The sequence below is a fragment of the Marinifilum breve genome (genome assembly GCF_003202155.1).
GTDB classification, from domain to species: Bacteria; Bacteroidota; Bacteroidia; order Bacteroidales; family Marinifilaceae; genus Marinifilum; species Marinifilum breve.
Window position 1 is genome coordinate 120,454 of the sequence record NZ_QFLI01000012.1, and the last position, 25,601, is coordinate 146,054.

The 25,601-nt window shown below is 35.5% G+C and carries 23 protein-coding genes and 1 rRNA gene; 12 read left to right on the forward strand and 12 right to left on the reverse strand.

The features are described from left to right. Window positions 1–63: 63 nt before the first annotated feature. Window positions 64–1,194: a tRNA guanosine(34) transglycosylase Tgt gene (gene tgt, locus DF185_RS20660; RefSeq protein ID WP_110363231.1), complete on the reverse strand. Its 1,131-nt coding sequence runs from the start codon at window positions 1,192–1,194 to the stop codon at window positions 64–66. Between the two features lie 209 nt (window positions 1,195–1,403). Here tgt and DF185_RS20665 point away from each other — a divergent pair, with 209 nt between their 5' ends. The 7 genes from DF185_RS20665 to DF185_RS20695 all read left to right on the forward strand — a co-directional run bounded on the left by DF185_RS20665 (window position 1,404) and on the right by DF185_RS20695 (window position 7,267). Then, window positions 1,404–2,528, forward strand: a complete 1,125-nt coding sequence (locus DF185_RS20665; protein WP_165836087.1) for a glycosyltransferase — start codon at window positions 1,404–1,406, stop codon at window positions 2,526–2,528. After that, window positions 2,528–3,142, forward strand: a complete 615-nt coding sequence (locus tag DF185_RS20670; RefSeq protein ID WP_110363235.1) for an RNA polymerase sigma factor — start codon at window positions 2,528–2,530, stop codon at window positions 3,140–3,142. Before DF185_RS20665 ends, DF185_RS20670 begins: the two co-directional genes overlap by 1 nt. A gap of 65 nt (window positions 3,143–3,207) precedes the next feature. Then, entirely contained in the window at window positions 3,208–3,828 is a 621-nt protein-coding gene (gene rsmG, locus DF185_RS20675) for a 16S rRNA (guanine(527)-N(7))-methyltransferase RsmG (protein ID WP_110363237.1), read from the forward strand. A 103-nt stretch (window positions 3,829–3,931) separates the two neighbouring features. After that, window positions 3,932–4,090: a 50S ribosomal protein L34 gene (rpmH, locus tag DF185_RS20680; protein ID WP_110363239.1), complete on the forward strand. Its 159-nt coding sequence runs from the start codon at window positions 3,932–3,934 to the stop codon at window positions 4,088–4,090. A gap of 289 nt (window positions 4,091–4,379) precedes the next feature. Continuing rightward, window positions 4,380–5,207 (forward strand): PASTA domain-containing protein, encoded by an 828-nt coding sequence (locus tag DF185_RS20685; RefSeq protein ID WP_165836088.1) that lies wholly within the window; start codon window positions 4,380–4,382, stop codon window positions 5,205–5,207. A 14-nt stretch (window positions 5,208–5,221) separates the two neighbouring features. Then, entirely contained in the window at window positions 5,222–6,277 is a 1,056-nt protein-coding gene (locus tag DF185_RS20690; protein WP_110363243.1) for an RluA family pseudouridine synthase, read from the forward strand. Window positions 6,278–6,295: 18 nt separating this feature from the next. Further along, a complete protein-coding gene (locus DF185_RS20695) occupies window positions 6,296–7,267 on the forward strand; it encodes a D-alanine--D-alanine ligase (RefSeq protein WP_110363245.1) in 972 nt (323 codons plus the stop codon). A 393-nt stretch (window positions 7,268–7,660) separates the two neighbouring features. Here DF185_RS20695 and gcvP read toward each other — a convergent pair whose 3' ends face one another. The 3 genes from gcvP to thpR form a co-directional block, all read right to left on the reverse strand. Beyond that, complete coding sequence (gene gcvP, locus DF185_RS20700) at window positions 7,661–10,549, reverse strand: aminomethyl-transferring glycine dehydrogenase (protein ID WP_110363247.1); 2,889 nt, start codon at window positions 10,547–10,549, stop codon at window positions 7,661–7,663. A 299-nt stretch (window positions 10,550–10,848) separates the two neighbouring features. Continuing rightward, the gene (locus DF185_RS20705; RefSeq protein ID WP_110363285.1) at window positions 10,849–11,496 is read right to left on the reverse strand and encodes an MBL fold metallo-hydrolase; all 648 of its coding nucleotides are present in this window, start codon (window positions 11,494–11,496) and stop codon (window positions 10,849–10,851) included. An 83-nt stretch (window positions 11,497–11,579) separates the two neighbouring features. Further along, on the reverse strand, window positions 11,580–12,143 hold the full coding sequence (gene thpR, locus DF185_RS20710) for an RNA 2',3'-cyclic phosphodiesterase (RefSeq protein ID WP_110363249.1): 564 nt from the start codon (window positions 12,141–12,143) through the stop codon (window positions 11,580–11,582). Window positions 12,144–12,229: 86 nt separating this feature from the next. Here thpR and elbB point away from each other — a divergent pair, with 86 nt between their 5' ends. After that, entirely contained in the window at window positions 12,230–12,883 is a 654-nt protein-coding gene (gene elbB / locus DF185_RS20715; protein WP_110363251.1) for an isoprenoid biosynthesis glyoxalase ElbB, read from the forward strand. Between the two features lie 84 nt (window positions 12,884–12,967). Continuing rightward, window positions 12,968–13,513, forward strand: coding sequence for a hypothetical protein (locus DF185_RS20720; protein ID WP_110363253.1), 546 nt, complete (start codon window positions 12,968–12,970; stop codon window positions 13,511–13,513). A gap of 357 nt (window positions 13,514–13,870) precedes the next feature. Here the strand turns inward: DF185_RS20720 and DF185_RS20725 are convergent, their stop codons facing one another. After that, window positions 13,871–14,551: a DUF4294 domain-containing protein gene (locus DF185_RS20725; protein ID WP_133250112.1), complete on the reverse strand. Its 681-nt coding sequence runs from the start codon at window positions 14,549–14,551 to the stop codon at window positions 13,871–13,873. 51 nt (window positions 14,552–14,602) lie between these two features. Here DF185_RS20725 and ggt point away from each other — a divergent pair, with 51 nt between their 5' ends. The 3 genes from ggt to DF185_RS20740 all read left to right on the forward strand — a co-directional run bounded on the left by ggt (window position 14,603) and on the right by DF185_RS20740 (window position 18,419). Further along, window positions 14,603–16,291 (forward strand): gamma-glutamyltransferase, encoded by a 1,689-nt coding sequence (gene ggt / locus DF185_RS20730; protein WP_110363257.1) that lies wholly within the window; start codon window positions 14,603–14,605, stop codon window positions 16,289–16,291. A gap of 214 nt (window positions 16,292–16,505) precedes the next feature. Continuing rightward, window positions 16,506–17,795: an arginine deiminase gene (locus tag DF185_RS20735; protein ID WP_110363259.1), complete on the forward strand. Its 1,290-nt coding sequence runs from the start codon at window positions 16,506–16,508 to the stop codon at window positions 17,793–17,795. Window positions 17,796–17,882: 87 nt separating this feature from the next. Continuing rightward, window positions 17,883–18,419 (forward strand): RNA methyltransferase, encoded by a 537-nt coding sequence (locus tag DF185_RS20740; RefSeq protein ID WP_110363261.1) that lies wholly within the window; start codon window positions 17,883–17,885, stop codon window positions 18,417–18,419. 1 nt (window position 18,420) lies between these two features. On the opposite strand, the gene DF185_RS20745 is transcribed toward DF185_RS20740, so the two are convergent. The 7 genes from DF185_RS20745 to rrf form a co-directional block, all read right to left on the reverse strand. Continuing rightward, complete coding sequence (locus tag DF185_RS20745; RefSeq protein ID WP_110363263.1) at window positions 18,421–19,215, reverse strand: ATP-binding protein; 795 nt, start codon at window positions 19,213–19,215, stop codon at window positions 18,421–18,423. A 125-nt stretch (window positions 19,216–19,340) separates the two neighbouring features. Continuing rightward, window positions 19,341–21,065: a tetratricopeptide repeat protein gene (locus tag DF185_RS20750; protein WP_110363265.1), complete on the reverse strand. Its 1,725-nt coding sequence runs from the start codon at window positions 21,063–21,065 to the stop codon at window positions 19,341–19,343. Window positions 21,066–21,180: 115 nt separating this feature from the next. Beyond that, window positions 21,181–21,816 carry a deoxynucleoside kinase gene (locus DF185_RS20755; protein ID WP_110363268.1) on the reverse strand — a complete coding sequence of 212 codons (636 nt, stop codon included), beginning with the start codon at window positions 21,814–21,816 and terminating at the stop codon, window positions 21,181–21,183. Window positions 21,817–21,972: 156 nt separating this feature from the next. After that, on the reverse strand, window positions 21,973–22,461 hold the full coding sequence (locus DF185_RS20760; RefSeq protein WP_110363270.1) for a hypothetical protein: 489 nt from the start codon (window positions 22,459–22,461) through the stop codon (window positions 21,973–21,975). Between the two features lie 95 nt (window positions 22,462–22,556). Next, window positions 22,557–24,701 (reverse strand): polyribonucleotide nucleotidyltransferase, encoded by a 2,145-nt coding sequence (gene pnp / locus DF185_RS20765; RefSeq protein ID WP_110363272.1) that lies wholly within the window; start codon window positions 24,699–24,701, stop codon window positions 22,557–22,559. A gap of 99 nt (window positions 24,702–24,800) precedes the next feature. After that, entirely contained in the window at window positions 24,801–25,070 is a 270-nt protein-coding gene (gene rpsO / locus DF185_RS20770) for a 30S ribosomal protein S15 (protein WP_110363274.1), read from the reverse strand. 390 nt (window positions 25,071–25,460) lie between these two features. Next, window positions 25,461–25,571, reverse strand: a 5S ribosomal RNA gene (gene rrf / locus DF185_RS20775). Window positions 25,572–25,601: the final 30 nt, after the last annotated feature.

The following is a 25,601-nucleotide window of genomic DNA, read 5'->3' on the forward strand; positions in this document are numbered from 1 at the left end:
TAAAAGTATAACTTATTCTTCAAATATCAATTACAGCTGACTTATTGTAAGATTTTTTAACACTTACAAACGTGTTGCCAACTTTTTAACCATGATATCTTTCCATGCTGCAAAAGTTCCTGCATTAATTTGCTCTCTTGCCTCGCGAACCAACCACAAGTAAAATGCCAAGTTGTGGATACTACAAATCTGAGATCCCAACAATTCACCTGAGTGTACCAAATGTCGCACGTATGCTTTGGAATAAGCTGAATCAACAAAAGAAGTTCCATTAGGATCTATAGGAGAAAAATCATCAGCCCATTTCTTATTCTTGATATTGATGATTCCTTCGCTTGTAAAGATCATACCATTTCTACCATTTCTGGTTGGCATTACACAATCAAACATATCTACACCTCGCGAAATGGCTTCCAAAATATTTACTGGAGTTCCAACTCCCATTAAATATCGAGGCTTATCTTCTGGCAGAACATCATTCACCACTTCAATCATAGAATACATTTCCTCTACAGGCTCTCCAACAGCCAAACCTCCAATTGCGTATCCTTCACGATCAAGCGAAGCGGCATGTTCAGCAGCTTTAATTCTTAAATCATCGTAAACACAACCTTGTACAATAGGAAACAATGTTTGTGAGTAACCATATTTAGGATCTGTTTCATCGAAACGTTTCACGCATCTCTCCAACCAACGTTGGGTAAGTTCCAAGGAGTTCTTAGCATATTCGTAGGTAGATGTTCCTGGAGGACATTCATCAAATGCCATAATAATATCAGCACCAATAGTTCTTTGAATATCCATTACATTTTCCGGCGTAAAGAAATGTTTCGACCCATCAATATGTGATCGGAACATTGCTCCCTCTTCAGTCAATTTTCTATTGTCAGCCAAAGAAAATACCTGAAATCCTCCACTATCAGTCAATATTGGTCTTTCCCATCCATTAAACTTATGCAATCCTCCTGCTTTTTCAAGAATATCCAAACCAGGACGCAAATACAAGTGATAAGTATTTCCTAAAATAATTTCAGCGTTGATATCATCACGAAGTTCGCGCTGGTGTACTCCTTTTACCGAGCCAAGTGTTCCCACAGGCATAAAAATCGGAGTTTGTATTTTTCCATGATCTGTTGTTAACTCTCCTGTTCTTGCAGAAGACTTTGGATCGGTTTTGTGTAATTTAAAATCCATATTGACTGTTTTAAAACTGCAAAATCCTAGAATAGTTTTTTTGCAAAATCGGCAGCAAAGATACTAATAAATCTTAATCATGAATATAATAGGCTCTACAGACCAAAAACTACAATCTTTAAATCAGTTTTTTTCAATAAAAAAATGCCTTCACAAGCTCTATTTATCATAGATTCGTTTAAATTTGGACTGCACAAAAAAATATAAAATTGGAAACATATTTTTATCACCCTCTCACACCATTTCAATGGTTTTTAATTATCGGATTGGTTCTTACATTTCTTATAGATTTAATCTATTCAATTTTCTATTGTAGAAAATTGAAAATTAAAAACAATCCATACATTCATTCAGAAACAATTCCTATTTCAATAATTGTATGTGCAAAAAATCAAGCACAATATTTAGAAAAGAACCTTCCGGGATTATTGACACAAGACTATCCGGAATATGAAATAATTGTAGTTGATAATGGAAGTGTTGACGATACTGAAGATGTACTAATCAGGTTGAAAAATGTCTATCCAAACCTTAGATCAACCCAAATTCCAATTGACGAGAAATTCAAGCACAACAAAAAACTGGCAATAACCATTGGTGTAAAAGCTGCGAAATACAATCAAATTATACATCTCAATCCAAATGGTTTTACCAATAGCAAAACTTGGTTATCAAACACAATTGCACATGCAAAAGGAAAACTACACAATGCTTATAGCAATTTCGAGTATCAAAAAGGATTCTTCTACAACTTTTTAAGGTATGATATTATCAAACAAACCATTAAACTAGCTTCATTTACAAGTATAAATAAGTTGTATGCAGGCAATGCTTTTAACATGAGCTTTTTAAAATCTGACTTTCTCGCTAACAAAGGATATGCAGGAAATGCACATTTCGAAGCAGGCTACGATCACATTTTATGCATGGATTTAGCTAAGAAATCAGATTATACTTTCTGCACAAATCCAGATTGCAAAATCACTATCGATACTAAAAACCACTACAAAACCTGGAAAATCATCAATAAGCATTATTTCAAGAGTAGGAAGTACATTCCGTTTAAACGAAAACTATTGTTGGATTTGGAACCGATCACACATTTTCTGTTTATAGTCCTTCTGATTCTGGCTTTACTAAAAACACAACTATATTTTTCATTACTTGCAATATGCATGGTCATTTTTTTTATAAAAGGATACTGTTTTAAAATTTCAATAAGGCATTTGAGGGAAGAGAATTTATTTTTATCTTCGTATGTATATGTCTTATTAAGACCTCTGTATAAATTGCTATTTTATATACAAAGTCACATATACAGTAAACGATCATAATGGAAATAAATCCGAATCTCTCAGAAAAAGCCCAATACGACTATAGGCTGGTAAAAGCTTCAGTTAATGGCGATCAAAAAGCATATGAAGAGCTTTTTAAAAGATACAAGGACGCCATATTTTTCATGTTATTAAAAATGGTAAATAATAAGAACGATGCTGAAGATTTAACCTTTGAGGCTTTCGGTAAAGCTTTCCGTAACATCAGACAATATTCTCCAAAATATGCTTTTAGCACATGGTTATTCAAAATTGCATCGAACAATTGTATTGATTTTCTAAGAAAAAAGAGAGGAAATACAATATCCATTGATGGAAAAGATGATGCTGAAAATGAACGAACCATTACTCTTGAATCAAGTAGTCTTAATCCTGAACAAGAATTTGTAAAGAAACAGAAAGCAAAAATTATGCGGAATGAAGTTGGCAAGCTAAAAGAACGCTATCGCCGACTGATTGAACTTCGTTATTTTGAAGAGTTTTCGTACGAAGAAATTGCTCAAGAGCTAAAATTGCCAATCGGAACTGTAAAAGCTCAATTGTTTAGAGCCCGTGAATTACTCTTCAACAACCTGAAAGATTCTGAGGTAAAAATCGAGAAGAAAAAGAAATAATTTTTTTGTTGGAAAACGATGAATGCGAATTAGTTCTATCTTTGCCAACCTAAAATAAAATTGGCATGGAAATCATCGAAAAATATTTTACAGATTTAACTGAGGAACAAAAAGATCGTTTTTCTCAGCTTAAAGATTTGTATACCCACTGGAACAGTCAAATCAATGTAATTTCGCGTAAAGACATTGATTCTTTATACCTGCATCATGTTTTGCATTCATTATCAATAGCCAAAGTAATGAAATTTAAACCTGGCACAAAAATCATGGATGTTGGCTGCGGTGGAGGTTTCCCAGGAATTCCTTTGGCTATTCTTTTTCCGGAATGCGATTTTTACATGGTAGATTCCATCGGAAAAAAGATAAAAGTAGTGAATGAAGTCGCTACAGCTTTAAAATTAAAAAATGTAAAAGCAGAACACACTAGAGTTCAACAAGTAAAAGAAAAATTCGACTTTATTGTAAGTAGAGCCGTTACTGCATTTCCAAAATTTGTGAACATGGTTCGCAAAAATTCTTCACCAAAAGATAAAAATAGTTTGGCAAATGGTATTCTTTATATCAAGGGTGGCGATTTTCAGGAAGAAATAGCTGGATACGGCGATAAAGTGCAGATTTTCGACTGTACCAACTTCTTCGAAGAGGAGTTCTTTGAGACTAAAAAAGTTGTACATCTTGAGCTTTAGGAAAAATATTTTGCATCATCCTTTTGTTAGATTAAAAAAAAACTTATTTTTGCAGTCCAAAATCAACGCATATAATAACTTTATTCGATAAAAATTTTTCGCGATGAAAAGAACATTTCAACCATCAAATAGAAAGAGAAGAAATAAGCACGGTTTCAGAGAGAGAATGTCTTCTGTAAGCGGAAGAGCAGTGCTATCTCGTAGAAGAGCTAAAGGCAGAAAGAAAGTTTCTGTTTCAAGCGAGCGCAGACACAAAGCTTAATTTTACAATTAAGTAACCAATATACAGAAAGTAAAGAATTCAAATTCTTTACTTTTTTGTATTTTAAGGCTTCAAGCTTTCTAAAATTGATTGAGTTCCAAGGGAGCTCTTTTTTTTTGCCCTTTTTATAGGAATGAAGCAGCATTTGCAGTAGCTCATTTCTTAAATCTAAAAATCTCTGCTATTTTTGTAAGACGCAAAAAAATACTGAAATAATAAGTATTTTTTGTCGTTAATTGAACTATTGACCTTTATGACAATAGCCAACCCAAAAGAAAAACAGACTCGAATGAAATCAACTAATTTTTTTAAAAGCAGATTCTTTTTAATTCAGTTAGGTATTGCCTTACTTATAACCATTACTATTGTATGGATTACCCTTTCAGGATTAAAATGGTATACACATCATGGCGAAAAATTAACTGTTCCGAATTTGTATGGAACCAGCCTTGAAGATTCTGCTAAAACAATAGATGAAGAAAATCTGCGATTCACTGTTTACGATTCAATCTACAATCCAAAGTATGAACCAGGAACTGTTTTGGATCAAAGACCTGTAGCTGGAGCCATTGTCAAAAGAAATAGAAATCTGTTTTTAACTGTTAATGCACACAAGCCAGAACAGGTACGTTTTCCAAATTTAGTCGACAATTCATTCCGTCAGGCTTACGAGTTACTTATTACCAATGGATTTAAAATTGGTCGATTGAAATATGAAAAAAGTCAATTTTTCAACTTGGTACTTTATCCTAAGTACAAAGGCGATTCAATTGGAGCAGGAAGTATGATAGATAAAGGTGCAACTATTGATTTGGTATTGGGAAGAGGTAATACTTTCGGAGTTTTAGCTCCTAATTTAATGGGGAAAATCAATTCTCAAGCCAAAGAGAAAATAATCATGTCAAATTTAAATGTTGGCAAGATACAATTCGACGAAACCATTAAAAATCAAATTGATTCTATGCAAGCTAAAGTATTCAAGCAATATCCAGCTTACAACGAAAACAGAAAAATTCGTCCAGGAAACAATATTGATCTTTGGCTAACAAAAGATACTCTTAAGCTTCAACAAGCGGATTCGCTGCTTCAACAAAGATTAGGCAAATTGCTTTATTAAACACAGCAAAAGTAATGACACAAGAACCAAAAGATAATTTCAACTCGGAAGAGGAATTAGATAATAATCAGGAAGTATTCGAACATTTTCGATTCGAAGTTGATCCGGGGCAAAGCATGCTTAGAATTGATAAATATTTGGTAGATCGAATGCAGAATGCTTCACGAAATAAAATTCAGGAAGCTGCTGATGCTGGATGTATCAATGTTAATGACAAACCAGTTAAGCGTAACTATAAGGTAAAACCAAACGATGTTATCACCATTGTTTTGAGCTATCCGCCACGCGAGATTGAAATTATTCCTGAGGATATTCCTTTGAACATTGTTTATGAAGATGACGCCTTCCTGATTGTTAATAAAAACCCAGGTATGGTGGTTCATCCATCTTACGGACATTATTCCGGAACTTTGGTAAATGCTCTTGCGCATCACCTAAAGGAATTACCACTTTTCAATTCAAAGGATCCTAGACCAGGTTTGGTACATCGTATCGATAAAGATACTTCTGGTATTTTGGTAATTGCAAAAACCGAAGAAGCCAAAACCAAACTTGCATTACAGTTCTTCAACAAAACCAGTGATAGAAAATATCGCGCTTTGGTATGGGGAAATTTGGAAAACGACGAAGGAACAATTACCGGTCACATTGGTAGAAATCTGAAAAACAGAAAAGTGATGGATGTTTTTCCTGATGGAGAATATGGAAAGCATGCTGTAACTCACTACCGCGTTCTAGAGAGATTGGGGTACGTAAATTTAGTTGAGTGTATTTTAGAAACAGGAAGAACTCACCAAATTCGTGCTCACTTCAAGCATATCGGCCATCCTCTTTTTAATGATTCCGATTATGGTGGAGATCAAATCCTAAAAGGAACAACCTTTACCAAATACAAACAGTTCGTTCAAAATTGCTTTAAAATTTGTCCAAGACAAGCATTACACGCTAAAACTCTAGGTTTCGATCATCCTACAACTGGAGAATACATTTCTTTCAATTCGGAGATTCCTGAAGACATGAGCAGTGTAATTCAAAAATGGAGAGATTATACAGCTAGCAGAGAAGAATAACAAAGCACTATACAAGCCATGCAAAGAAATATTGCCGTAATAGCAGGAGGAGACTCAGCCGAGATTGTGATTTCACTTCAAACGGCCGACCATATTTTCAATACTCTTGATAAAGATCTTTACAATCCATATTTAATTGAATTAAAAGAATTAGAGTGGAATGTAAAAATTGAGGACGAATCCTACCCTATCGATAAAAATGATTTTAGTTTTACCAAAAATGGAATTAAAACAAAATTCGATTTTGCATACATTGCGATTCATGGTACTCCTGGTGAAAATGGAATTCTTCAAGGATATTTGCAGCTATTAAGAATACCACATTCAACCTGTGATGTTTTAAGCAGTGCATTAAGCTTTAACAAGCACGCCTGCAATTCATACTTAAAAAGCTTAGGGTTTAATTTTGCAAAATCAGTTCTTCTAAAGAAAGATGATGAATATTCTATTGAAGATATTCATGCAAAATTAGGAATACCTGTTTTTGTTAAGCCAAATGCTGATGGCTCAAGTTTTGGTATTTCGAAGGTAAAACAAGTTGAGGACTTGAATGAAGCCATTGAAAAAGCATTTAAGGAAGGAAAAGAGGTTATTATAGAAGAATTCATTGATGGATTAGAATTCACTTGTGGCTTGGTAAAAACCAAAAAAGAAAATTTAGTATTTCCTGTTACTGAAGTGTTACCAAAGAAAGAATTCTTCGATTTCGAAGCCAAATATGATCCAAATATGGCGGAAGAAATTACACCGGCAAGAATTTCTAAAGAATTGTCAGATAGAATTCAAACTATATCTTCTCAAGTATACGATGCCCTAAAATGCAAAGGCATTGTTCGCGTAGATTACATGATCAAAGAAGATGAAATTTTTATACTGGAAGCCAATACTGTTCCAGGTATGACTGCAAATAGTTTCATCCCTAAACAGGTTGCTGCAATGGATCGAGAATTAAAGGATATCTTAACTTTAGTTATCGAAAATGAATTCTAATAAGCTTTTTAAAATAGCTTAAACCATTGATTAGAAAACTTTTAAATATTCATAGAAAAAATGAAAAAAAATATATTTTTTTTCATTTTTTTTTGCTCTTATGAAAGGCCTTATTTTTAAGGATTCTTTCCATTCTTATGAAAATAACTACTTGAAAACTAAGGCAAAACTATTAAAACATCACGAACTTTTTACAAACTTGTACGTAATATGATATAGATTTTAATGGATTATTTTTCAATTCATTATTTCATAGTTAAATTTTAGGGTTAGTAATAGAACATTAACAAGGAGGCAGGGGCAGCCTCCTTGTTTCTTTTTGCCCTTTTGCCAATAAAAAAATCCGATGAGAAATTCACCGGATTTTATATATCAAGTTATCTTATTGACTAATTAGTCAGCATCAACGTATTCTTCGTTGTATACTTCCAACGGTGCACATGTACACATTAAGTTACGATCACCGAAAGCATCATCCACACGACCAACAGTTGGCCAGAATTTGTTATCAGCAACCCATTTTAATGGATACACTGCCTTCTGACGAGTATAAGTGTGATTCCACTCGTCTGCAGTTAATACTTTATGAGTATGAGGAGCATTTTTCAATACATTGTCAACAGTGTCAGCAACACCATCTTCAATTTCCTTCATCTCTTCATTGATCTTAGCCAATGCTTCAATGAAACGATCTAACTCTTCCAAAGGCTCACTTTCAGTTGGCTCTACCATTAATGTTCCGTGTACAGGGAAAGATAAAGTTGGAGCATGGAACCCATAATCCATCAATCGCTTAGCGATATCAGTATCGGTAATACCTACTGACTTGTTAAACTCACGACAATCGAAAATCATTTCGTGACCAACGCGTCCGTTTTCACCTGTATAAAGAATCTTGAAACCTAATTTCTGGAATGAAGAAGACAAATAATTTGCATTCAAAATTGCCATTTTAGTAGCCTCTGTTAAACCTTCAGCACCTAACATAGCAATATATCCATAAGTAATTGGCAATACACTTGCAGAACCAAATGGAGCCGCAGCTACAGCTGTAATAGCATTTTCACCACCAGTTTTCACACATTTATGAGATGGTAAGAATTGTACCAAATGTTCAGCAACACCAATTGGACCAACACCTGGACCTCCACCACCGTGAGGAATAGAGAATGTTTTGTGTAAGTTCAAGTGACAAACGTCAGCACCAATCAATCCTGGGTTAGTTAAACCAACCTGAGCATTCATGTTTGCACCATCCATGTACACTTGACCACCATTCTCATGAATCAAATTCATCATTTCCTTAATTCCGGTTTCGAATACACCGTGAGTAGAAGGATAGGTAATCATGTAAGCACATAAATCTTCAGCATGCTTTTCAGCTTTTGCTTTCAAATCATCAAACTCAACATTACCATTTTCATCACATTTTACAATCACAGGTTTCATTCCTGCAACTGTTACTGAAGCTGGATTTGTTCCATGAGCCGAAGAAGGGATTAAAACTACATTTCTGTGTCCTTCTCCACGAGAGATATGGTATTCACGAATAACCATCAAACCAGTGTACTCACCTGCAGCACCAGAATTAGGTTGTAAAGTACATCCTGCAAAACCTGTAATTTCTGACAACCATTTCTCAAGTTCAGAAATCATATCAGTATAACCTTCAACCTGATTCATTGGTACGAATGGGTGAATTCCACCAAATTCTGGCCAACTCATAGGTAACATCGAAACTGCAGAATTCAATTTCATTGTACAAGATCCCAATGAAATCATAGAAGTATTCAATCCAATATCTTTCTTCTCAAGATTTTTCATGTAACGCATCATTGCAGTTTCTGAACGATAGCGGTTGAAAACATCAAGAGTTAAGAAATCACTTGTTCTTGAGAACTTACCATCAAAGTAAACTTTCTCTTCTGCTTCTTTTGCCTCAACTTCTTTACCAGCAGCTTTAGCAAAAATATTTAAAATGGTATTGATCTCTTCTTTGCTGATTTTTTCATCAGAAGAGATACCAACTGTTTTTTCATCAATATAACGGAAGTTCATTTCAGCCTCTAAAGCTGCATTTCTGATATCTTCCATTGCTACTCCTTCAGGAAGTACAACCTCAATTGTATCAAAGAAATTTTCTACATTTTGTGTGTATCCTAAAGCTTTTACTCCTTCAGATAATTCACCCGCACCAGCATGGATGTGCTTAGCAATTCTGGTTAAGCCTTCAGCTCCATGGTAAGCTCCGTAGAAACCTGCCATAGTTGCCAACAATGCCTGAGCAGTACAAATATTTGAAGTCGCTTTTTCACGCTTTATATGTTGCTCACGAGTTTGCAACGCCATACGAACTGCATGATTTCCCTGAGCATCTTTAGTAACCCCAATAATACGACCAGGAACATTACGTTTGTAGGCTTCGCGACATGCTAAATAAGCAGCGTGAGGTCCACCATATCCCATTGGAATACCGAAACGTTGAGTTGTACCAACAACGATATCAGCTCCCCATTCACCTGGAGGGGTTAACAATACCAAACTCATTAAATCAGCAGCAACCGATACCAATGCATCAGAAGCATGAGCTCTTTCTACAAAATCAGCATAATCTTCGATACTACCATTTGCAGCAGGATACTGTACGATAGCACCAAAAACAGCTTCATCAAACTCGAATGATTTATAGTCACCTACAATTAGTTCAATTCCAAGAGGATTTGCACGTGTATTTAGTACATCAAGAGTTTGAGTGTAGATGTTTTGATCTACAAAAACTTTATTGGCTCCAGCCTTTTTCTTAGCACGAGAACGAAGTCCCATCATCATGTACATCGACTCACCAACAGCAGTAGCTTCATCCAGAAGAGAACAGTTAGCCAATTCCATTTTGGTCAAATCCAATACCATTGTCTGGAAGTTCAAAAGAGCTTCCAATCTACCTTGAGAAACCTCTGCCTGATATGGAGTATAAGGAGTATACCAACCTGGATTTTCTAAAATATTTCTTTGAATTACAGCAGGAGTAATCGTATCGTAGTAACCTTGTCCAATAAAAGTTCTGAACAATTTATTCTTAGCAGCAATTCCTTTAATCTTCGCGAAATATTCATACTCCGATAAAGCTTCAGGTAAATCCAGATCTTTTTCCAATCTAATATCCGAAGGGATAGTTTCTTCGATTAAGGCATCCAATGATGGAGCACCTACAGTTTCCAACATGGTCTTAATATCGCCGTTGCGAGGACCAATGTGACGAGAAACAAACTTTTCGCTTGCCATATTGTTGTTTATTTAGTTGTTGTTGTTTATAAATAAATTTGATTGTAAAAGTAGCAAAAGATTTAAATTTTCAAGTAGTAAAATAAGCTTTTAAAACGCTGTTTTTTAACATTCCTTCGCAAGTAGAACAATCAACTTAACTTTTTGTTTTTTAGATCAATACAAAGATGACTTTTGTCATATTTTTATCCAAGTTTTTAATCTCGAACATGTTAATAATTTTGTTTAGTGTATCTACAATCATCCAAAAAGAAAAAGCCCCTTCAAAAAGAAGAGGCTTTGTATCTTATAAATGAAAATTATAATCCTTTCAGAAACACATTGTTGTTACGTTCGTGACCAATTGATGTTGATGGCCCATGACCAGGATAAACCTCTACATCATCAGCTAGAACCAATAGTTTTTCTTTGATTCCCCCAATTAATTGTTCGTAATTGCCGTAAGGAAGATCAGTTCTACCAATACTTTCGCGGAATAAAACATCACCAGCAATCACAAATTTTTGTGCTTCGTTGTAAAACACAACATGTCCTGGCGAATGTCCTGGCACGTGCAATACTTTTAATTCAGAATTACCAAATTTGATTACATCACCATCTTTAATGGCCTCCCCCATTGCAGGGGGTTCAACAACATTCTCCAATCCTAAACGAACTGCATAATTAGGAGCTTCTGCCAACAAAAACTCATCATCTTTATGAGCACAGGTTAATAAATTAAAGGTGTCCTTCATGAACTGATTACCCAAAACATGATCGATATGCAGGTGAGTATTTAATTGCTTTACCAACTTTAATCCCTTTTTTTCCACAAAGTCGATTAGTTTTTTTCCTTCTTCTTCGAAAAACACTCCACAGTCAATCAAAACTGCTTCTCCTGTTTCATCGTGTAATATGTAAGTATTTTCTTGCCAGTGATTAAACACCAATGTTTCTATCGTAATCATATTTGTTATTTTTTTGTAGCCCAAATTTACATTTATTTCAAACAACTGAAAAAACCCTTTGTTAAAATATCATCATTTCATTTTCAACCCAGGTTAAAATTTTCCATTACCTCATAAATTGGTCCTTGCTTGGTTGTTTTACTTTCCATTAGTACAAAATCACTAACCAAGATTTCTTCATCGCACCAGTTGGTGTGTAACTCCAATTTTTCCTTCACCAAATCTGCGTTCTTCACACCATGTTTTATTCTGCCAATTGTAAGATGTGGAGAAAATCGGGTATCTGAGATTTCGACAATATATTCCAACTGCTTCACGATATCCTTCCTTAAGTCATAAATCAAATCATCAGAATCAACACCAATCCACAATACACGAGCTTTGCTTAATGATGGGAATGCCCCCAGAGATTTAAGTTGCAATCGAAATGGTGAAAATTTACTGGCACTACCTCTTAGTCGGTTTACAATTAGTCCTATTTTTCTCACATCAGTCGCACCTATAAAGCCCAAAGTTATGTGTAAACCTTTCAAGTTTACCCACTTTATCCACTCGTCCTTTAAATCCATCTGAACTTGTCGAAAAATCGCGCGAATTTGATCGGTATTATTTATCTTTATTGCTATGAAAATACGTTTGGTTTCCACTTGAACCTATGAGTTTAACAATTTACAGTTTCGAGTCCACAAATTAGACAAAATAATCTGCATCTAAATATTTAAATCATATCAACATGAACTCAAAGAAAAAATTTGCTGTCGTATTAGCTGGTTCGGGCGTTTACGATGGATCTGAAATTCACGAAGCTACTTTGGCATTATATGCCATTTCGAAAAATGGTGGCGAATACGAAATGTTTGCTCCTAATATCGATCAATATCATGTTATCAACCACATTACTGGTGAGGAAATGGCTGAAAAAAGAAATGTGTTGGTTGAAGCTGCTCGTATTGCAAGAGGAAATATTAAAGATTTAAAGGAGTTCGAAGCTAGCAATTACGATGCAATTCTTTTCCCTGGCGGATTTGGCGTTGCAAAAAACCTATGCACTTTTGCATTTAAAGGTCCTGATTGTGATGTGAATCCAGAAGTTGAAACTGCACTAAAAGCCATGCATGAAGCTGGAAAACCAATTGGTGCATTGTGTATTGCTCCTGCCCTAATTGCTAAAATACTTGGCAAGGTTGAAGTTACCATCGGACAAGATGCGGGAACTGCAGAGGCAATTACATCTTTAGGTGCAACACATATAAACACAGGCCACGGTGAAATTGTTTTCGATAAAGAAAATAAAATTGTAACCACGCCATGTTACATGCTTGATGCTACCATTGCTCAGATTGGTGAAGGAGCTGAAAATGTTGTGAAAACAATAATGGCTCTGTAATAATCCAATCAGAAAACTTAGAACATCAGAATAGAAGTACGCATAGTTTACAAATGCGTACTTTCTTTTGCTTAGCTTTATTCTATGAAAAACAGAAACACCAAAGATCCAGGTGAAAACCACATTTACCCATTTATGATTTCCAACATTTTAGTGTTTGTGGGGATATTTTTCAGCTTAAATTCTGCTCCTGAAGTTGCTATTATATTATACTCTCTGGCGCTTAACCTGTTTATTCACTGGCTTGGATTTTATAGCTCTACTAAAAAGAAAGTGGCTCGTTTTTCTGAGTACTATAACAATTTAATGATTGGACTTTTCTGTGTTTCATCGGTAATTCCTGTTTTTATACTAATGGTTTCACTGGTATTGGAGTTGCCTATTCAAAATTGGACTCTTTTACTGATTTCGCTGATAGTGAGTTTTATTTTCAAGTTTGGTTTGTACAAATACTTTGCATGGGAATCTGCAACAGAAAAGCTGATGAACCATTACAGAATGAGCATTGAACAAGAACGAGACGAGAATTTTAAGATTGTGAAAGCACATTTTGAAACCAATCCCGAAAAGTTTAAGGAGTACATTGAAAAATCGCAGCTGTTTGATGATAGAATTGAAAAACTGTTCTAATTATTGCAGGAAGTAAGCATTGCGCACACATAAAAAGAATCTCTGAATCAATAAACAACCTGTCCGCAACAAAAATCAGAAGCTCCGAACACCATAATTCCAATTGCGCACACCAAATTGATGGTTCTGCACGCGGATGGAGTATCTCCGAACTGTGCGGAATAAATTTCCTGGCGTGCGGAAGGGGTACCTTTGCGTGCGGAAGCACTTCCTGTTCGTGCGGAAGGGGTACCTCGGCGTGCGGAACAAGAAAACTTGCGTGCGGAAACTCTTCCCGAGTGTGCGGAAGGGGTACCCGACCGTGCGGAACAAGTTTCTTCGCGTGCGGAAGCATTACCTTAACGTGCAGAGAGATATTTATGTGTGCGGAAGCATTTCTTTTGTGCTCGGAAACTTCCTTTTGGTGCGAAGTGGATAAGGTGGTGGCAACTCCCTGTTTTTAATCCGATCTAAAATTTCTTCTACCATCCAATCTTTTCCTAAAGGATCGTACTCTGCCTTTAACGAAGTACCAAACATTGCAGCAATTGATTGCCAAAACACGGCTGTTACCGATCCTTTTAACTCCTTCAAATGGTAATAACTACTATGCCCTGATTCTCGGTCAATCAGTTTCATTAATAGTTTCCCTTGCGAGATCTTCAGTTTCATTAATGGCTTTTTGTACTCTTTCATCAAGCCTTTGTATTCTTTCCTGATTAATTTCCTGCGTTCCTTTTTACTATGGACATTTTTCAATTGTTCATTCAAACGAACAATGGTGTTGTTGGCTTCCTCGGCATATGGATAAACGATTCTTACATTACGAACCGTACGCCAATATTTTCGGGTGCTGCGGTAATGTTTTCTTTTTCGTTTCTTGTATCTCTTAACACTGATTTCATCCAGATTTACATGCAAATTGGTATCTGCAAAAACCACAGTATCTAATAATAGATTGTATCTATCTTCAGCACGAGTTTTTGCATTTGATTCTGTACACAGCAAAATCAAGATACTTCCCATTATTAATATGCCCAATCCAACCAATCGCTTCACAACTCAAAGTTAATCTTTCTATCTTTAAAGAAATTACCAAAACATACCATTATGCAAAAATTTATTCCCCTATTTCTATTGCTGATTCTTTCGATAAATAGTTTTGCTCAGGATCGAATAACTGGATTCAATTTCGCAACTCGATCAGAGGTAATTGCTAAAAATGGAATGGCTTGTACCAGTCAACCATTGGCAACACATGTTGCACTCGACATTCTCAAATCAGGAGGAAATGCTGTTGATGCAGCCATAGCTGCCAATGCAACTCTCGGATTAATGGAACCCACCGGATGTGGAATTGGTGGTGATATTTTCGTGATTCTTTGGGATGCAAAAACCAAGAAATTGTACGGATTAAATGGAAGTGGACGATCTCCAAAATCGCTTACGCTAGATTATTTAAAGCAAAATACCAATGGAAAAATTCCAGCCTATGGCCCACTTCCTGTTTCGGTTCCAGGTTGTGTTGATGGTTGGTTTACCATTCACAAAAAGTTTGGTAAGTTGGATATGGAAAAAATTCTACAACCTGCAATCACTTATGCAAAGGAAGGTTTTCCGGTAAGCGAATTAATTGCTTATTATATGAATGGCTCAGCCAAGAGATTAAAAAAATATCCTGGTTTTGCAGAAACCTATATGCCAAATGGTAAAATGCCTCAAAAAGGAGAAATTTTTAAGAATCCATTCCTGGCAAACACCTATGAAAAAATAGCCAAAGATGGTCGAGATGCCTTTTACAAAGGCGATATTGCCAAAAGCATTGCAAAATACATTAAAGAACAAGGCGGCTTTCTTTCTTACGAAGATTTGGCTTCGCACAAATCGGAATGGGTTGATCCTATATCAGTAAATTATAGAGGTTGCACGGTGTGGGAATTGCCGCCAAACGGACAGGGAACTGCTGCCCTTCAAATTCTTAATATCTTAAAGTATTACGATATTGCCAAAATGGGATTTGGGTCAACGGATTACTTACACACCTTTATTGAAGCAAAAAAGCTGGCATTTGAAGATCGTGCAAAGTTTTACACGGACCCTGATTTTTCAGAAATACCAATAAAGGAATTGATATCTAATGAATATGCATTGGAGCGAAAGGAATTAATCGATCCCAATAAGGCTGCAAGAGAATATCCTGCAGGAGAATTGGAACAAGGAAACACAATTTATCTTACCGTTGCCGATAAAGAAGGCAATATGGTATCACTCATTCAAAGTAATTATCGAGGAATGGGATCGGGAATGACACCTAAAGGTCTTGGTTTTGTTCTTCAGGACAGAGGGGAACTTTTTAGTCTGAATGAAGATCATGCGAACGTGTATGCTCCAGGAAAGCGCCCATTTCATACCATCATTCCAGCCTTTATTACAAAAGATGAAAAACCATTTATCAGTTTCGGTTTAATGGGCGGTGCCATGCAACCACAAGGGCATGCTCAAATTGTAGTTAACCTAATTGATTTCGGTATGAATCTACAGGAAGCCGGTGATGCTCCGCGAATTCGTCACGAAGGTTCCTCGCAACCAACAGGCACAAAAATGAAAGATGGTGGCTGGGTAAATCTCGAATCGGGCATCGCCTACCAAAGCATAAGAGAATTAATGCAAAAGGGCCACAAAATAAAATATAGTACTGGTGGATTTGGAGGATATCAAGCCATAATGTTCGATGAAAAAAATAGCGTGTATTATGGTGCTTCTGAATCAAGAAAAGATGGTCAGGCTGCTGGTTATTAAAACTTGAATAATCAGCTACTATTTACATAAGTGATGTTTTTAATTAAATACACATAAATCCCCTATTTATCTAGATTAATAGGTATTTGTGGAGATTTTAAAAAACATGAAATTTACTTAAGACTATTTTTTGGGATGCACTTAATTTTTACTTCTTTTGCAAATCACAATATAGTACAACAAACAAGTTTAAAAAAGACATAACAGATCGGGCATGACTAAGTATGTAGAATTAAATGTTAGATCGGAGATTGGTGAATTAGAAGGAGTAATCCTTCATACTCCGGGTGCAGAAGTCGAAAATATGACTCCTGAAAATGCCGAAAGAGCACTTTATAGCGATATTTTAAACCTTGACGTAGCAAGAGATGAATACAAACAGTTGAGCGGTGTACTAGGTAAAATTGCACAAACTTACCAGGTTAAAGATCTTTTGGCTAATGTCCTTAAGGATGAAAAAGCTAAAGAGGCCATAATCGACAGAGTTTGTAAAATGGAACCACACATTGCCGTTAAAGGCAATACATATTGCATCAAAGATTACTTGCTGGATCAAGAACCTACAGAATTGGCAAGACTTTTAATTGAAGGTGTACCTTTAAAAGCTGATAACCTTACCAAATTCTTAAGTAAAGAACGTTATGCAATGCGTCCGCTTCACAATTTCTTTTTTACTCGCGATGCTTCAATGTCGGTATTGAACGAAGTATTGATTGGTAAAATGGCTAATGGTGTTCGCGATCGCGAATCATTAATCATGCAATCAATTTTCGATTATACTCCAGGATTTAATACAAAAACTGTGAATCCAATCGATAATCCATTGGTAGATCCTAACTGTATGATTGAAGGTGGTGATGTTCTTATCGCTCGTGATGACATTTTGGTGATTGGTAATGGAACAAGAACTACAACTCAAGGTATTGATTTTATTCTTGCTCAGTTATTATCGCAGAAAGAAGAAAAACAACGTCATATTTTGGTACAGGAACTACCAAGTCAACCAGAATCTTTCATTCACCTTGACATGGTATTTACATTGTTGGATGTTGATAAATGTATGGTTTACGAACCACTAATCATGCGTCCTAACAAATATCAAACTGTACACATTACCATCCAAAATGGAAAAGTGCTTGATATTAGACGAGAAAACAACCTTCTTGAAGCATTGAAAAAATTAGGTATGGATCTTAAGCCTATTTTCTGTGGTGGAAATGGTGATCCATGGAACCAGGAAAGAGAACAATGGCACAGTGGTGCAAACTTCTTTGCTGTAGGTCCTGGTAAAGTTGTTGGTTATGGTCGAAATATCCATACAATGGAAGCAATGAACAAGAATGGTTTTGAAATTCTTCGTGCAAAAGATATCATTCGCCATAAAGTTGAACTTTCTGATTACGAAAAATATGTAATTACTATTGAAGGTTCTGAACTACCTCGTGGTGGTGGTGGAGCACGATGCATGACAATGCCAGTTCGTCGTAAACCAGTTAATTGGTAAGAAATTACACAAAATACCATATAAAGGAATCCCATTCGGATTCCTTTTTTTATTTTTGTTCCGCAATAAAGAATACAGAACAATAGAATGAGAAAATTAAAGAACAGCGAATTAGATCGCAAAAGCATAGACGAATTTAAAGCATCAGATAAAACTCCAATTATCATTGTATTAGATAATGTAAGAAGCCTAAATAACATTGGTTCTGTATTTCGTACTTCGGATGCACTTTTAATCGAAGCTGTTTATTTATGCGGTATCACTGCAACTCCTCCACACAGAGAATTGCATAAAACTGCATTGGGAGCGGAAGATTCGGTACAATGGGAATATTTTAAAAACACCGAAGATGCTGTTGCAAAATTAAAGGAAAATGGGTTTGATGTTTACTCGGTTGAGCAGGCTGAAAATAGCTTATCACTGGAAAATTTCGAAACCAATGCTAGTAAAAAATATGCTTTAATTTTCGGAAATGAGGTGAAAGGCGTGCAACAAAAAATTGTTGATGCCTCTGACGGATGTATTGAGATCCCTCAATTCGGAACCAAACACTCCTTCAATATTTCGGTAAGTTGTGGTATTGTTCTTTGGGATTTATTCTCAAAAATGAACTATCAGAAATAACTTAAATATTAAATTCTAACGTAATAATCGTTCCTGGAAAAGCCTTCTCATACTCTTTTGAGAAGGTTCGTTGTTTTACCTGTTTCCAAACCGCTGTTCCAGACATGATTTGAATCTTTCCTTGGTTTTGCTGTACAAATTGTCTGATGGTAAATAAACCAATTCCTTTGTGATTTCTCTTAAATGTTGTAGTCCCATTTTGCACAGCCCATTCAACAGCTGCTATGGGATGATTGCTTGAAGATATATCTACAAATGACTTTCCTTTGTTAACAATGGTAACAAACAACTTCTTATTGTATACCGAAAAATAATGCGATATAAAGACCTCTCGGCATCTACTATGAACAAAGGCATTTCTAAATACCTCGGCAACACAAAGCTGAATTGCCATTTTCAAGTGCTGATTTAGGCTAATATCTGGTCTCTCAGGAAAGATTTTAGTCTCTAGATACTCTGACAATGCCCCTTCGTCAGGACTTGTAAAATTCTGGCATTTGATTAAATGCTTCCATAAATCTTTCTTGGCAGCACCATTCACCAGTTTTTTGGTATTAAATAAGTTGTCAATTGGTTCCTGAATGCCAATTAAGCGAGCTTTGTTTTTCTTCTTCTCCAAACTTGAAATCAAACAGCCCAAAATAGAGAACAAGTTAGACTCAATGACTTTCGTTTCCTCAAAATTGAATACGATTTCTTCGCCATAGCATTTTTTTGTACGATGATACAAATCGGTAAAAAACACTACACCTTGAAAGTTATTTGTTAGCTTCTGAGGAATCGTAATCTCCATCATTTTATCCTTGTTTAATTCCTAAATAAGAATCGTCTAAGATAAAAAAATAGAACAAATATTAGGCATCTATAATAAAAAAAGCGATCCTAAACAGGATCGCTTTTTATATATCTTGTAATTTTTAATTACTCAACGATAGCTTTGAATTTAGCATCTTCAAATACTTTAGCAAATTCCATATCAGACTTAGCTACTGATTTTAAAGAAGCATCTTTAGCTACTGCAGTTTCAAGGTTAGTGAAAACTAAGTTATTGTTATCAGTTCTCGCACCTACAACAGCTTTTAGGTAATATACCATTGCAACATCGCTAGTATTAGCGTTCAATTTTTCAAGAGCTACATTGTTCTTACCAGCTAAAATGTTAGCTAAAGCAGCGTTTACAGATGGACAGTCACCGAAGTGCTTAACAGCTGTATCGTAATCAGCTTTCATGATAGCAACAATACCTTGGTTGTAGTTAACTTCTTTACCAGCACCTGTTGCAGCACCGAAAAGAACTTCTGCTTCAGCAACGTTACCGTTAACCAACTCAACAGCACCTAAGTTGTTTTTTACAACTGGGTTGTTTGCAGAAAGCTTATCAGCTTTTTCGAAGTTAGATTTAGCGTCAGCTACTTTACCCATACCGAATAAGATCATACCTGCATCGTTATAACCTCTCCAGTCTTTAGAGAATTGCTTCTTAGCTGATTCGTAAATTTTCAATTTGTCATCAGCAGACTTCACTAAAGTAGCAGAATATAATAATTCTTCAACGTTTAGTTCAGCTGGGTTGTTCATACCAAGATCTTTCAATTCAGCGTCAGATTTACCAATAAGGTCAACGTTAACAGTGAATTTAGCTCTTCTTAATTTAGGAAGTACTTCTTTCTTAACATCGTCGAAAGCAGCAGAAATGTTTCTGATTTCTTTTTCACGTACTTCAGGATCTGAGTACATAGAAAGAACACGTAGAATCAATTCTTTATCTTGGATATTAGAAGCTTTCATTAATTTTTGGAAACCTTCCCAGTCTTCTGGAGTAACTTTAGATTTGAAGAAATCTTCAGCTGCATACTCAGCCATTTTACCTCTCTTCATTTCTTTCTTGATGTACTTAGAAGAAGAAACTTCACGCTTACCAGCTAATTTCTCGTTCCAATCTTGCTTACCATCTGGAGATGCATATGCAGAAACTTCAACACCTTTATATTCTTTCTTTTCGTCAGCTTTAACTGCATCTAAGTATGCTTTAAGAGCTTTTACATCTTCAGCTTTCATTTCTGACCAACGAACTTGTGAGCTGTTGATTAGATAGTGAAGATCTGCTTCTTGAGTTTCTGGAATAATTCTTTGGAACGCATCTTTACCAATGATGTTCATTGGGTTGTTCTGTACCATAGTAGCTGTAGCAACTACACCATCAGCAATTTTATAAGGATCGAATTCAACTGATTGTTCACCTTTGCTAGCAGTCATTCTAACTTCTAAGTCAGAAATTCTCATTGCTTGTTCGTAAGGAACTTTACCAGTGTAGGTAATAGTTTTTCCAGTTTCAAAAGGAACTACAGTATTGTTTCCTTGAACTTTTTCGCCTTGTAAAGTTTTTGAAGGGAAAGCTTTTTCACCACCTTCGAACTTCAATACAGGAGTTGCAACAACAGTGGCTTTTTTATTAAAATATCCACCAGGAATGTTAACAACAACTTTTACATCAACCATATCAGCATGTGCTTCCAAAACTTCAGGAGTCACCTGATACTTGATATCGCTTGCTTCTTTCTTCATCTTATTAAGACCAGCACAGCTTGTAAGTACCAATCCTGCTAAAGCCAAAGAAGCTAAGGAAATAACCTTTGATCTTTTCATAACAACTACTTAATTATTTTAACTTTTAAAATTATATTCTAGTTCAAAAACAAATTTAAGAAAATTTTATGCAAATTAAATTTATTCCGTCTTTTTATTTGAGTTTTCAGGGCTTTCAGAGAATTATCCTATTTAAACCATGTTTACATTCAGTTTCGAAAATTGCCTTGGTAATTTTCTCATAATCACTTCCTTGATTAACAAAGTCGATATCATTAGTATCAATCACCAAAAATTTAAGGTCCTGCTGTTGTTTAAAGAACTCAAAATAACTGTCTTGTATCTTTAAAAGATATTCAGCAGTAATCTCTTGTTCATACTCTCTTCCTCTTTTTCTAATATTCGATAACAACTTATCTACATTAGAATGCAAATAGACATATAAATCAGGTTTAGGCAAGGAATTATAAATGATATGAAAGAACTGTCGATACAAAGTATACTCATCATCCTGAAGAGTCTGCTTTGAGAATATTAAGGATTTCATGAAATAGTAATCCGAAATGGTAAAAGATTTGAACAAATCACGTTCACTTAACTCTTTCTTTAGTTGATTATATCTATCGGCCAAAAACGACATTTCCAATGGAAAGGAGTATTTATCAGGATCTTTATAAAATTTTGGCAAAAAAGGATTTTCAGCAAACTGCTCTAAAATCAGTTTAGCATTGCGCTCCTCTGAAATTTTATGTGAAAGAGTTGTTTTCCCGGCACCAATATTACCTTCAATTACGATAAAATTATAATCCATTAAAAATGTATTTGCGATTTTGGAGTCATAAAAATAGAAAATGAAGGGCAAATATCAGGCTTTTTTAAAAAAAGAAAGATCCAATTTTGATAAAAAATATCAACATTATCTCCTTTATTTTATAGTCGGTTATTTTTGAGTAAGTTAGATTAAAACTTACAATTGTTTTCCTTTTCGTTTACATTCTCGATCTTTTCTATTACCTAAAATGTTACCCACAATCATACCTACACCAGCGCATAAGAAAAAAATAGTTGGGTTAAAACTGTAAAACATACCATAAGATAATAACAAGCCAAAAACGGTTCCAACCAATGCAAAAATAGCTGAGTAAGTATAAGTGAAATGATGGATTTGATAAACCCCATGCTGGTCCTTCAAATGCTTCAAAAGCTTTTCAACTCGCTTTTCATATTCACTTCTGTTTACACCAGATTTGTTAATCAAACGATCTAAATCATCAACTATTTTCTCCAGTTCTGCTTTTGCATATTTACAGTCCAAACAAGAAGTTTGACTATCCAAAAGTTTGGCAATACGTTTCAATTTCTCAATTTGATAAAATCGAAAATCTTTTATCGAAATAAAATCCTGTGCTTGTTGATCTACTTTTTTAGATATCTGATCTACCCAATTGTTTTCCATCTTTTCCTTTCATTTACATCGCTAAAATAGGCAAAGCATATACAAAAAAAAATCCCGGGAATAATTTCCCGGGATCAAGAATAAAAATATATCAATTATTTATTTTCTTCTTTTTTCTTTCTTTCAGGTTTTGGTAACAATACTTTTCTTGAAAGCTTAAGTTTCCCTGATTTCGCGTCGATATCAATCAACTTCACTTCTACTTCCTCACCTTCTTTCAACACTTCGTCTACTGTTTGTAGTCTTCTGTGCTCGATTTCAGAAATATGAAGTAATCCATCTTTACCTGGAAGAATTTCAATAAATGCACCAAAAGTAACAATCGATTTTACTTTTCCTTTGTAAATCTCCCCTACTTCAGGAACAGCTACAATTCCTTTAACTCTGGCAACCGCAGCATCAATTGATTCTTTGTTGTCAGCTGAAATATCAACCACACCTTTGCCATCTACTTCTTCAATAACAATAACAGCACCTGTTACTTCTTGAATTTCCTGAATGATTTTTCCACCAGGACCGATAACAGCACCAATCATATCTTTAGGAATATCCATAGAAACGATACGTGGAGCATGTGGTTTCAAGTCTTCTCTTGGTTCCTCAATAGTTTCACCAATCTTATCTAAAATATGAAGACGACCTTGACGAGCTTGTTCCAAAGCCTGAGCCAATACTTCATATGGAAGACCATCAACTTTAATATCCATTTGAGTAGCTGTAATACCATCTCTGGTACCAGTTACTTTAAAGTCCATATCACCCAAGTGATCTTCATCACCTAAGATATCAGAAAGAACTGCATATTTTTCTGCCCCTGCAGTTGAGATTAATCCCATTGCAATACCAGTTACTGGCTTCTTAATCTGAATACCTGCATCCATTAATGCCAAAGTACCTGCACAAACAGTTGCCATAGAAGAAGAACCATTTGATTCTAAAATATCAGATACAACACGGATAGCATATGGAGAATCTGCTGGAATCATTCCTTTAAGAGCGCGGAAAGCCAAGTTTCCATGTCCAACCTCACGACGGCTAATACCACGAGAAGCGCGAGCGTCACCAGTTGAGAATGGAGGGAAGTTGTAGTGAAGAACAAACTTCTCTTTTCCTTGGTACAATACATCATCAACAATCTTCTCATCAAGTTTAGTACCTAATGTTACAGAAGTTAATGATTGTGTTTCTCCACGTGTAAATACCGCAGATCCATGTGCTCCTGGAAGATAATCAACCTCAGACCAAATTGGGCGGATCTCGTCAGTCTTACGGCCATCCAAACGCAATCTATCTTCCAACACCATATTTCTTACCGCTTCTTTTTCCACATCGTGATAGTAACGGCCAATTAAAGTCATATTAATTTCTGATTCCTCTTTTCCTTCAGAGTATTCAGTAACAAATTCTTCCTTAACTGCTGCAAAATCTTCAGCACGTTGGTGCTTGTTTGCATTCTTACGACGAGCAACTTCCAGTACTTTATCGTAAGTTTTATCGATGATTAACTGACGTAATTCTTCGTCGTTATCTTCATGACAATATTCTCTTTTTTCAGTTTTACCAACCATCTCAGTCAATTCAATCTGAGCCTGGCACTGAACCTTAATAGCTTCGTGAGCAATTTTGATAGCCTCTAGCATTTCTGCTTCTGAAACTTCATCCATCTCACCTTCCACCATCATAATATTTTCCATAGTAGCAGCAACGATCATATCAAGATCTGCAGCTTCTAATTCTGTACGAGTTGGGTTAATTTTAAATTCACCATCAACTCTTGCAACACGCACTTCTGAAATTGGCTCCATGAATGGAATATCAGAAACTGCAAGTGCAGCAGATGCAGCCAAACCTGCTAATGCATCAGGCATAGTTTCGGTATCAGCAGAAATCAAATTAATAGATACGAATGTTTCTGCATGATAATCTTCCGGGAATAATGGACGTAGAGCACGGTCCACTAGGCGGGATACTAAAATTTCATAATCCGAAGGTCTTCCCTCACGTTTCATGAAACCACCAGGAAAACGTCCTAATGCACTAAATTTTTCTTTGTAATCAACAGACAAAGGCATAAAGTCAACATCAGGTTTTGCGTCCTTAGCGGATACTACTGTTGCCAACAACATGGTCTTACCCATTTTTACTACTACAGATCCATCAGCTTGTTTTGCTAATTTCCCTGTTTCAATTGTGATGGACCTTCCATCACCTAATTCAATTATTTTTTCGATCACTTTCATCTTTTGTAGTTTATTTCAAACTTCTTATTGGATAAGCAACAAGGTGTCGCCAATATATAAAAAGCAATCCCGATTGCTCGGGATTGCTTTAATATGATATTATTTACGAATATTTAAAGCTTTAATAATAGCTCTGTATCTTTCAATATCTTTTGCTTTTAAGTAATCAAGAAGGTTTCTTCTTTTACCTACTAGCAATTGCAGTGCACGTTGGGTACTGTAATCTTTTCTGTTGTTTTTCAAGTGCTCAGTTAAGTGAGCGATACGGTAAGAAAACAAGGCAATCTGAGATTCTGCAGTCCCAGTGTCTTTGTTAGACTTCCCGTACTTTTCGAAAAGCTCTTGCTTTTTCTCTGCTGATAAATACATAATTCTAATTTTAAAATTTAAATTGTTTTAATAGATTGCTATTCACAATCAATTTGCAAAATTAAGCAATATTTTCTACTAAACAATTTCTAAGGGGAAAAACATCCTATGAACTGAAGGAATTTTATTGAAAGTTAATGTGATAAGAGTACCTTATCTTATTTTTATAAAGAATTAGCCTAATACCTCGGTATCGGGTATTGCTTTATTAGGTGGTGGGTAGTTGTTTTAGATTTCTTGTCTCCTAAAGTTTAAAGCAAAAAAAAGAGTCTCACTCCATGTTGGAATTCCTTCGACTTCGCTCAGGAACCTCTTGTTTGGGTAGCTATTACTTTTAACTTTAAAGCATAAAAAAAGGATAGTAAATCCGAAGATTTACTATCCTTTAAAGGTTGGCGTCGACCTACTCTCCCACATCTCTGCAGTACCATCGGCGCTAACGGGCTTAACTTCTCTGTTCGGAATGGGAAGAGGTGGAACCCCGTCGCTATAAACACCTAAAATCATTGTTGACTCTTTGGTGATCATATT

Coding starts and splice junctions, on each gene's coding strand:
- ggt (WP_110363257.1), top strand. CDS start 14,603: ATGCAAAAATTTATTCCCCTATTTCTATTGCTGATTCTTTCGATAAAT.
- rsmG (WP_110363237.1), top strand. CDS start 3,208: ATGGAAATCATCGAAAAATATTTTACAGATTTAACTGAGGAACAAAAA.
- elbB (WP_110363251.1), top strand. CDS start 12,230: ATGAACTCAAAGAAAAAATTTGCTGTCGTATTAGCTGGTTCGGGCGTT.
- gcvP (WP_110363247.1), bottom strand. CDS start 10,549: ATGGCAAGCGAAAAGTTTGTTTCTCGTCACATTGGTCCTCGCAACGGC.
- pnp (WP_110363272.1), bottom strand. CDS start 24,701: ATGAAAGTGATCGAAAAAATAATTGAATTAGGTGATGGAAGGTCCATC.
- DF185_RS20735 (WP_110363259.1), top strand. CDS start 16,506: ATGACTAAGTATGTAGAATTAAATGTTAGATCGGAGATTGGTGAATTA.
- DF185_RS20690 (WP_110363243.1), top strand. CDS start 5,222: ATGACACAAGAACCAAAAGATAATTTCAACTCGGAAGAGGAATTAGAT.
- DF185_RS20745 (WP_110363263.1), bottom strand. CDS start 19,215: ATGATGGAGATTACGATTCCTCAGAAGCTAACAAATAACTTTCAAGGT.
- DF185_RS20750 (WP_110363265.1), bottom strand. CDS start 21,065: ATGAAAAGATCAAAGGTTATTTCCTTAGCTTCTTTGGCTTTAGCAGGA.
- tgt (WP_110363231.1), bottom strand. CDS start 1,194: ATGGATTTTAAATTACACAAAACCGATCCAAAGTCTTCTGCAAGAACA.
- DF185_RS20720 (WP_110363253.1), top strand. CDS start 12,968: ATGAAAAACAGAAACACCAAAGATCCAGGTGAAAACCACATTTACCCA.
- DF185_RS20755 (WP_110363268.1), bottom strand. CDS start 21,816: ATGGATTATAATTTTATCGTAATTGAAGGTAATATTGGTGCCGGGAAA.
- DF185_RS20760 (WP_110363270.1), bottom strand. CDS start 22,461: ATGGAAAACAATTGGGTAGATCAGATATCTAAAAAAGTAGATCAACAA.
- rpsO (WP_110363274.1), bottom strand. CDS start 25,070: ATGTATTTATCAGCAGAGAAAAAGCAAGAGCTTTTCGAAAAGTACGGG.
- DF185_RS20685 (WP_165836088.1), top strand. CDS start 4,380: ATGAAATCAACTAATTTTTTTAAAAGCAGATTCTTTTTAATTCAGTTA.
- DF185_RS20670 (WP_110363235.1), top strand. CDS start 2,528: ATGGAAATAAATCCGAATCTCTCAGAAAAAGCCCAATACGACTATAGG.
- DF185_RS20705 (WP_110363285.1), bottom strand. CDS start 11,496: ATGATTACGATAGAAACATTGGTGTTTAATCACTGGCAAGAAAATACT.
- DF185_RS20695 (WP_110363245.1), top strand. CDS start 6,296: ATGCAAAGAAATATTGCCGTAATAGCAGGAGGAGACTCAGCCGAGATT.
- rpmH (WP_110363239.1), top strand. CDS start 3,932: ATGAAAAGAACATTTCAACCATCAAATAGAAAGAGAAGAAATAAGCAC.
- DF185_RS20740 (WP_110363261.1), top strand. CDS start 17,883: ATGAGAAAATTAAAGAACAGCGAATTAGATCGCAAAAGCATAGACGAA.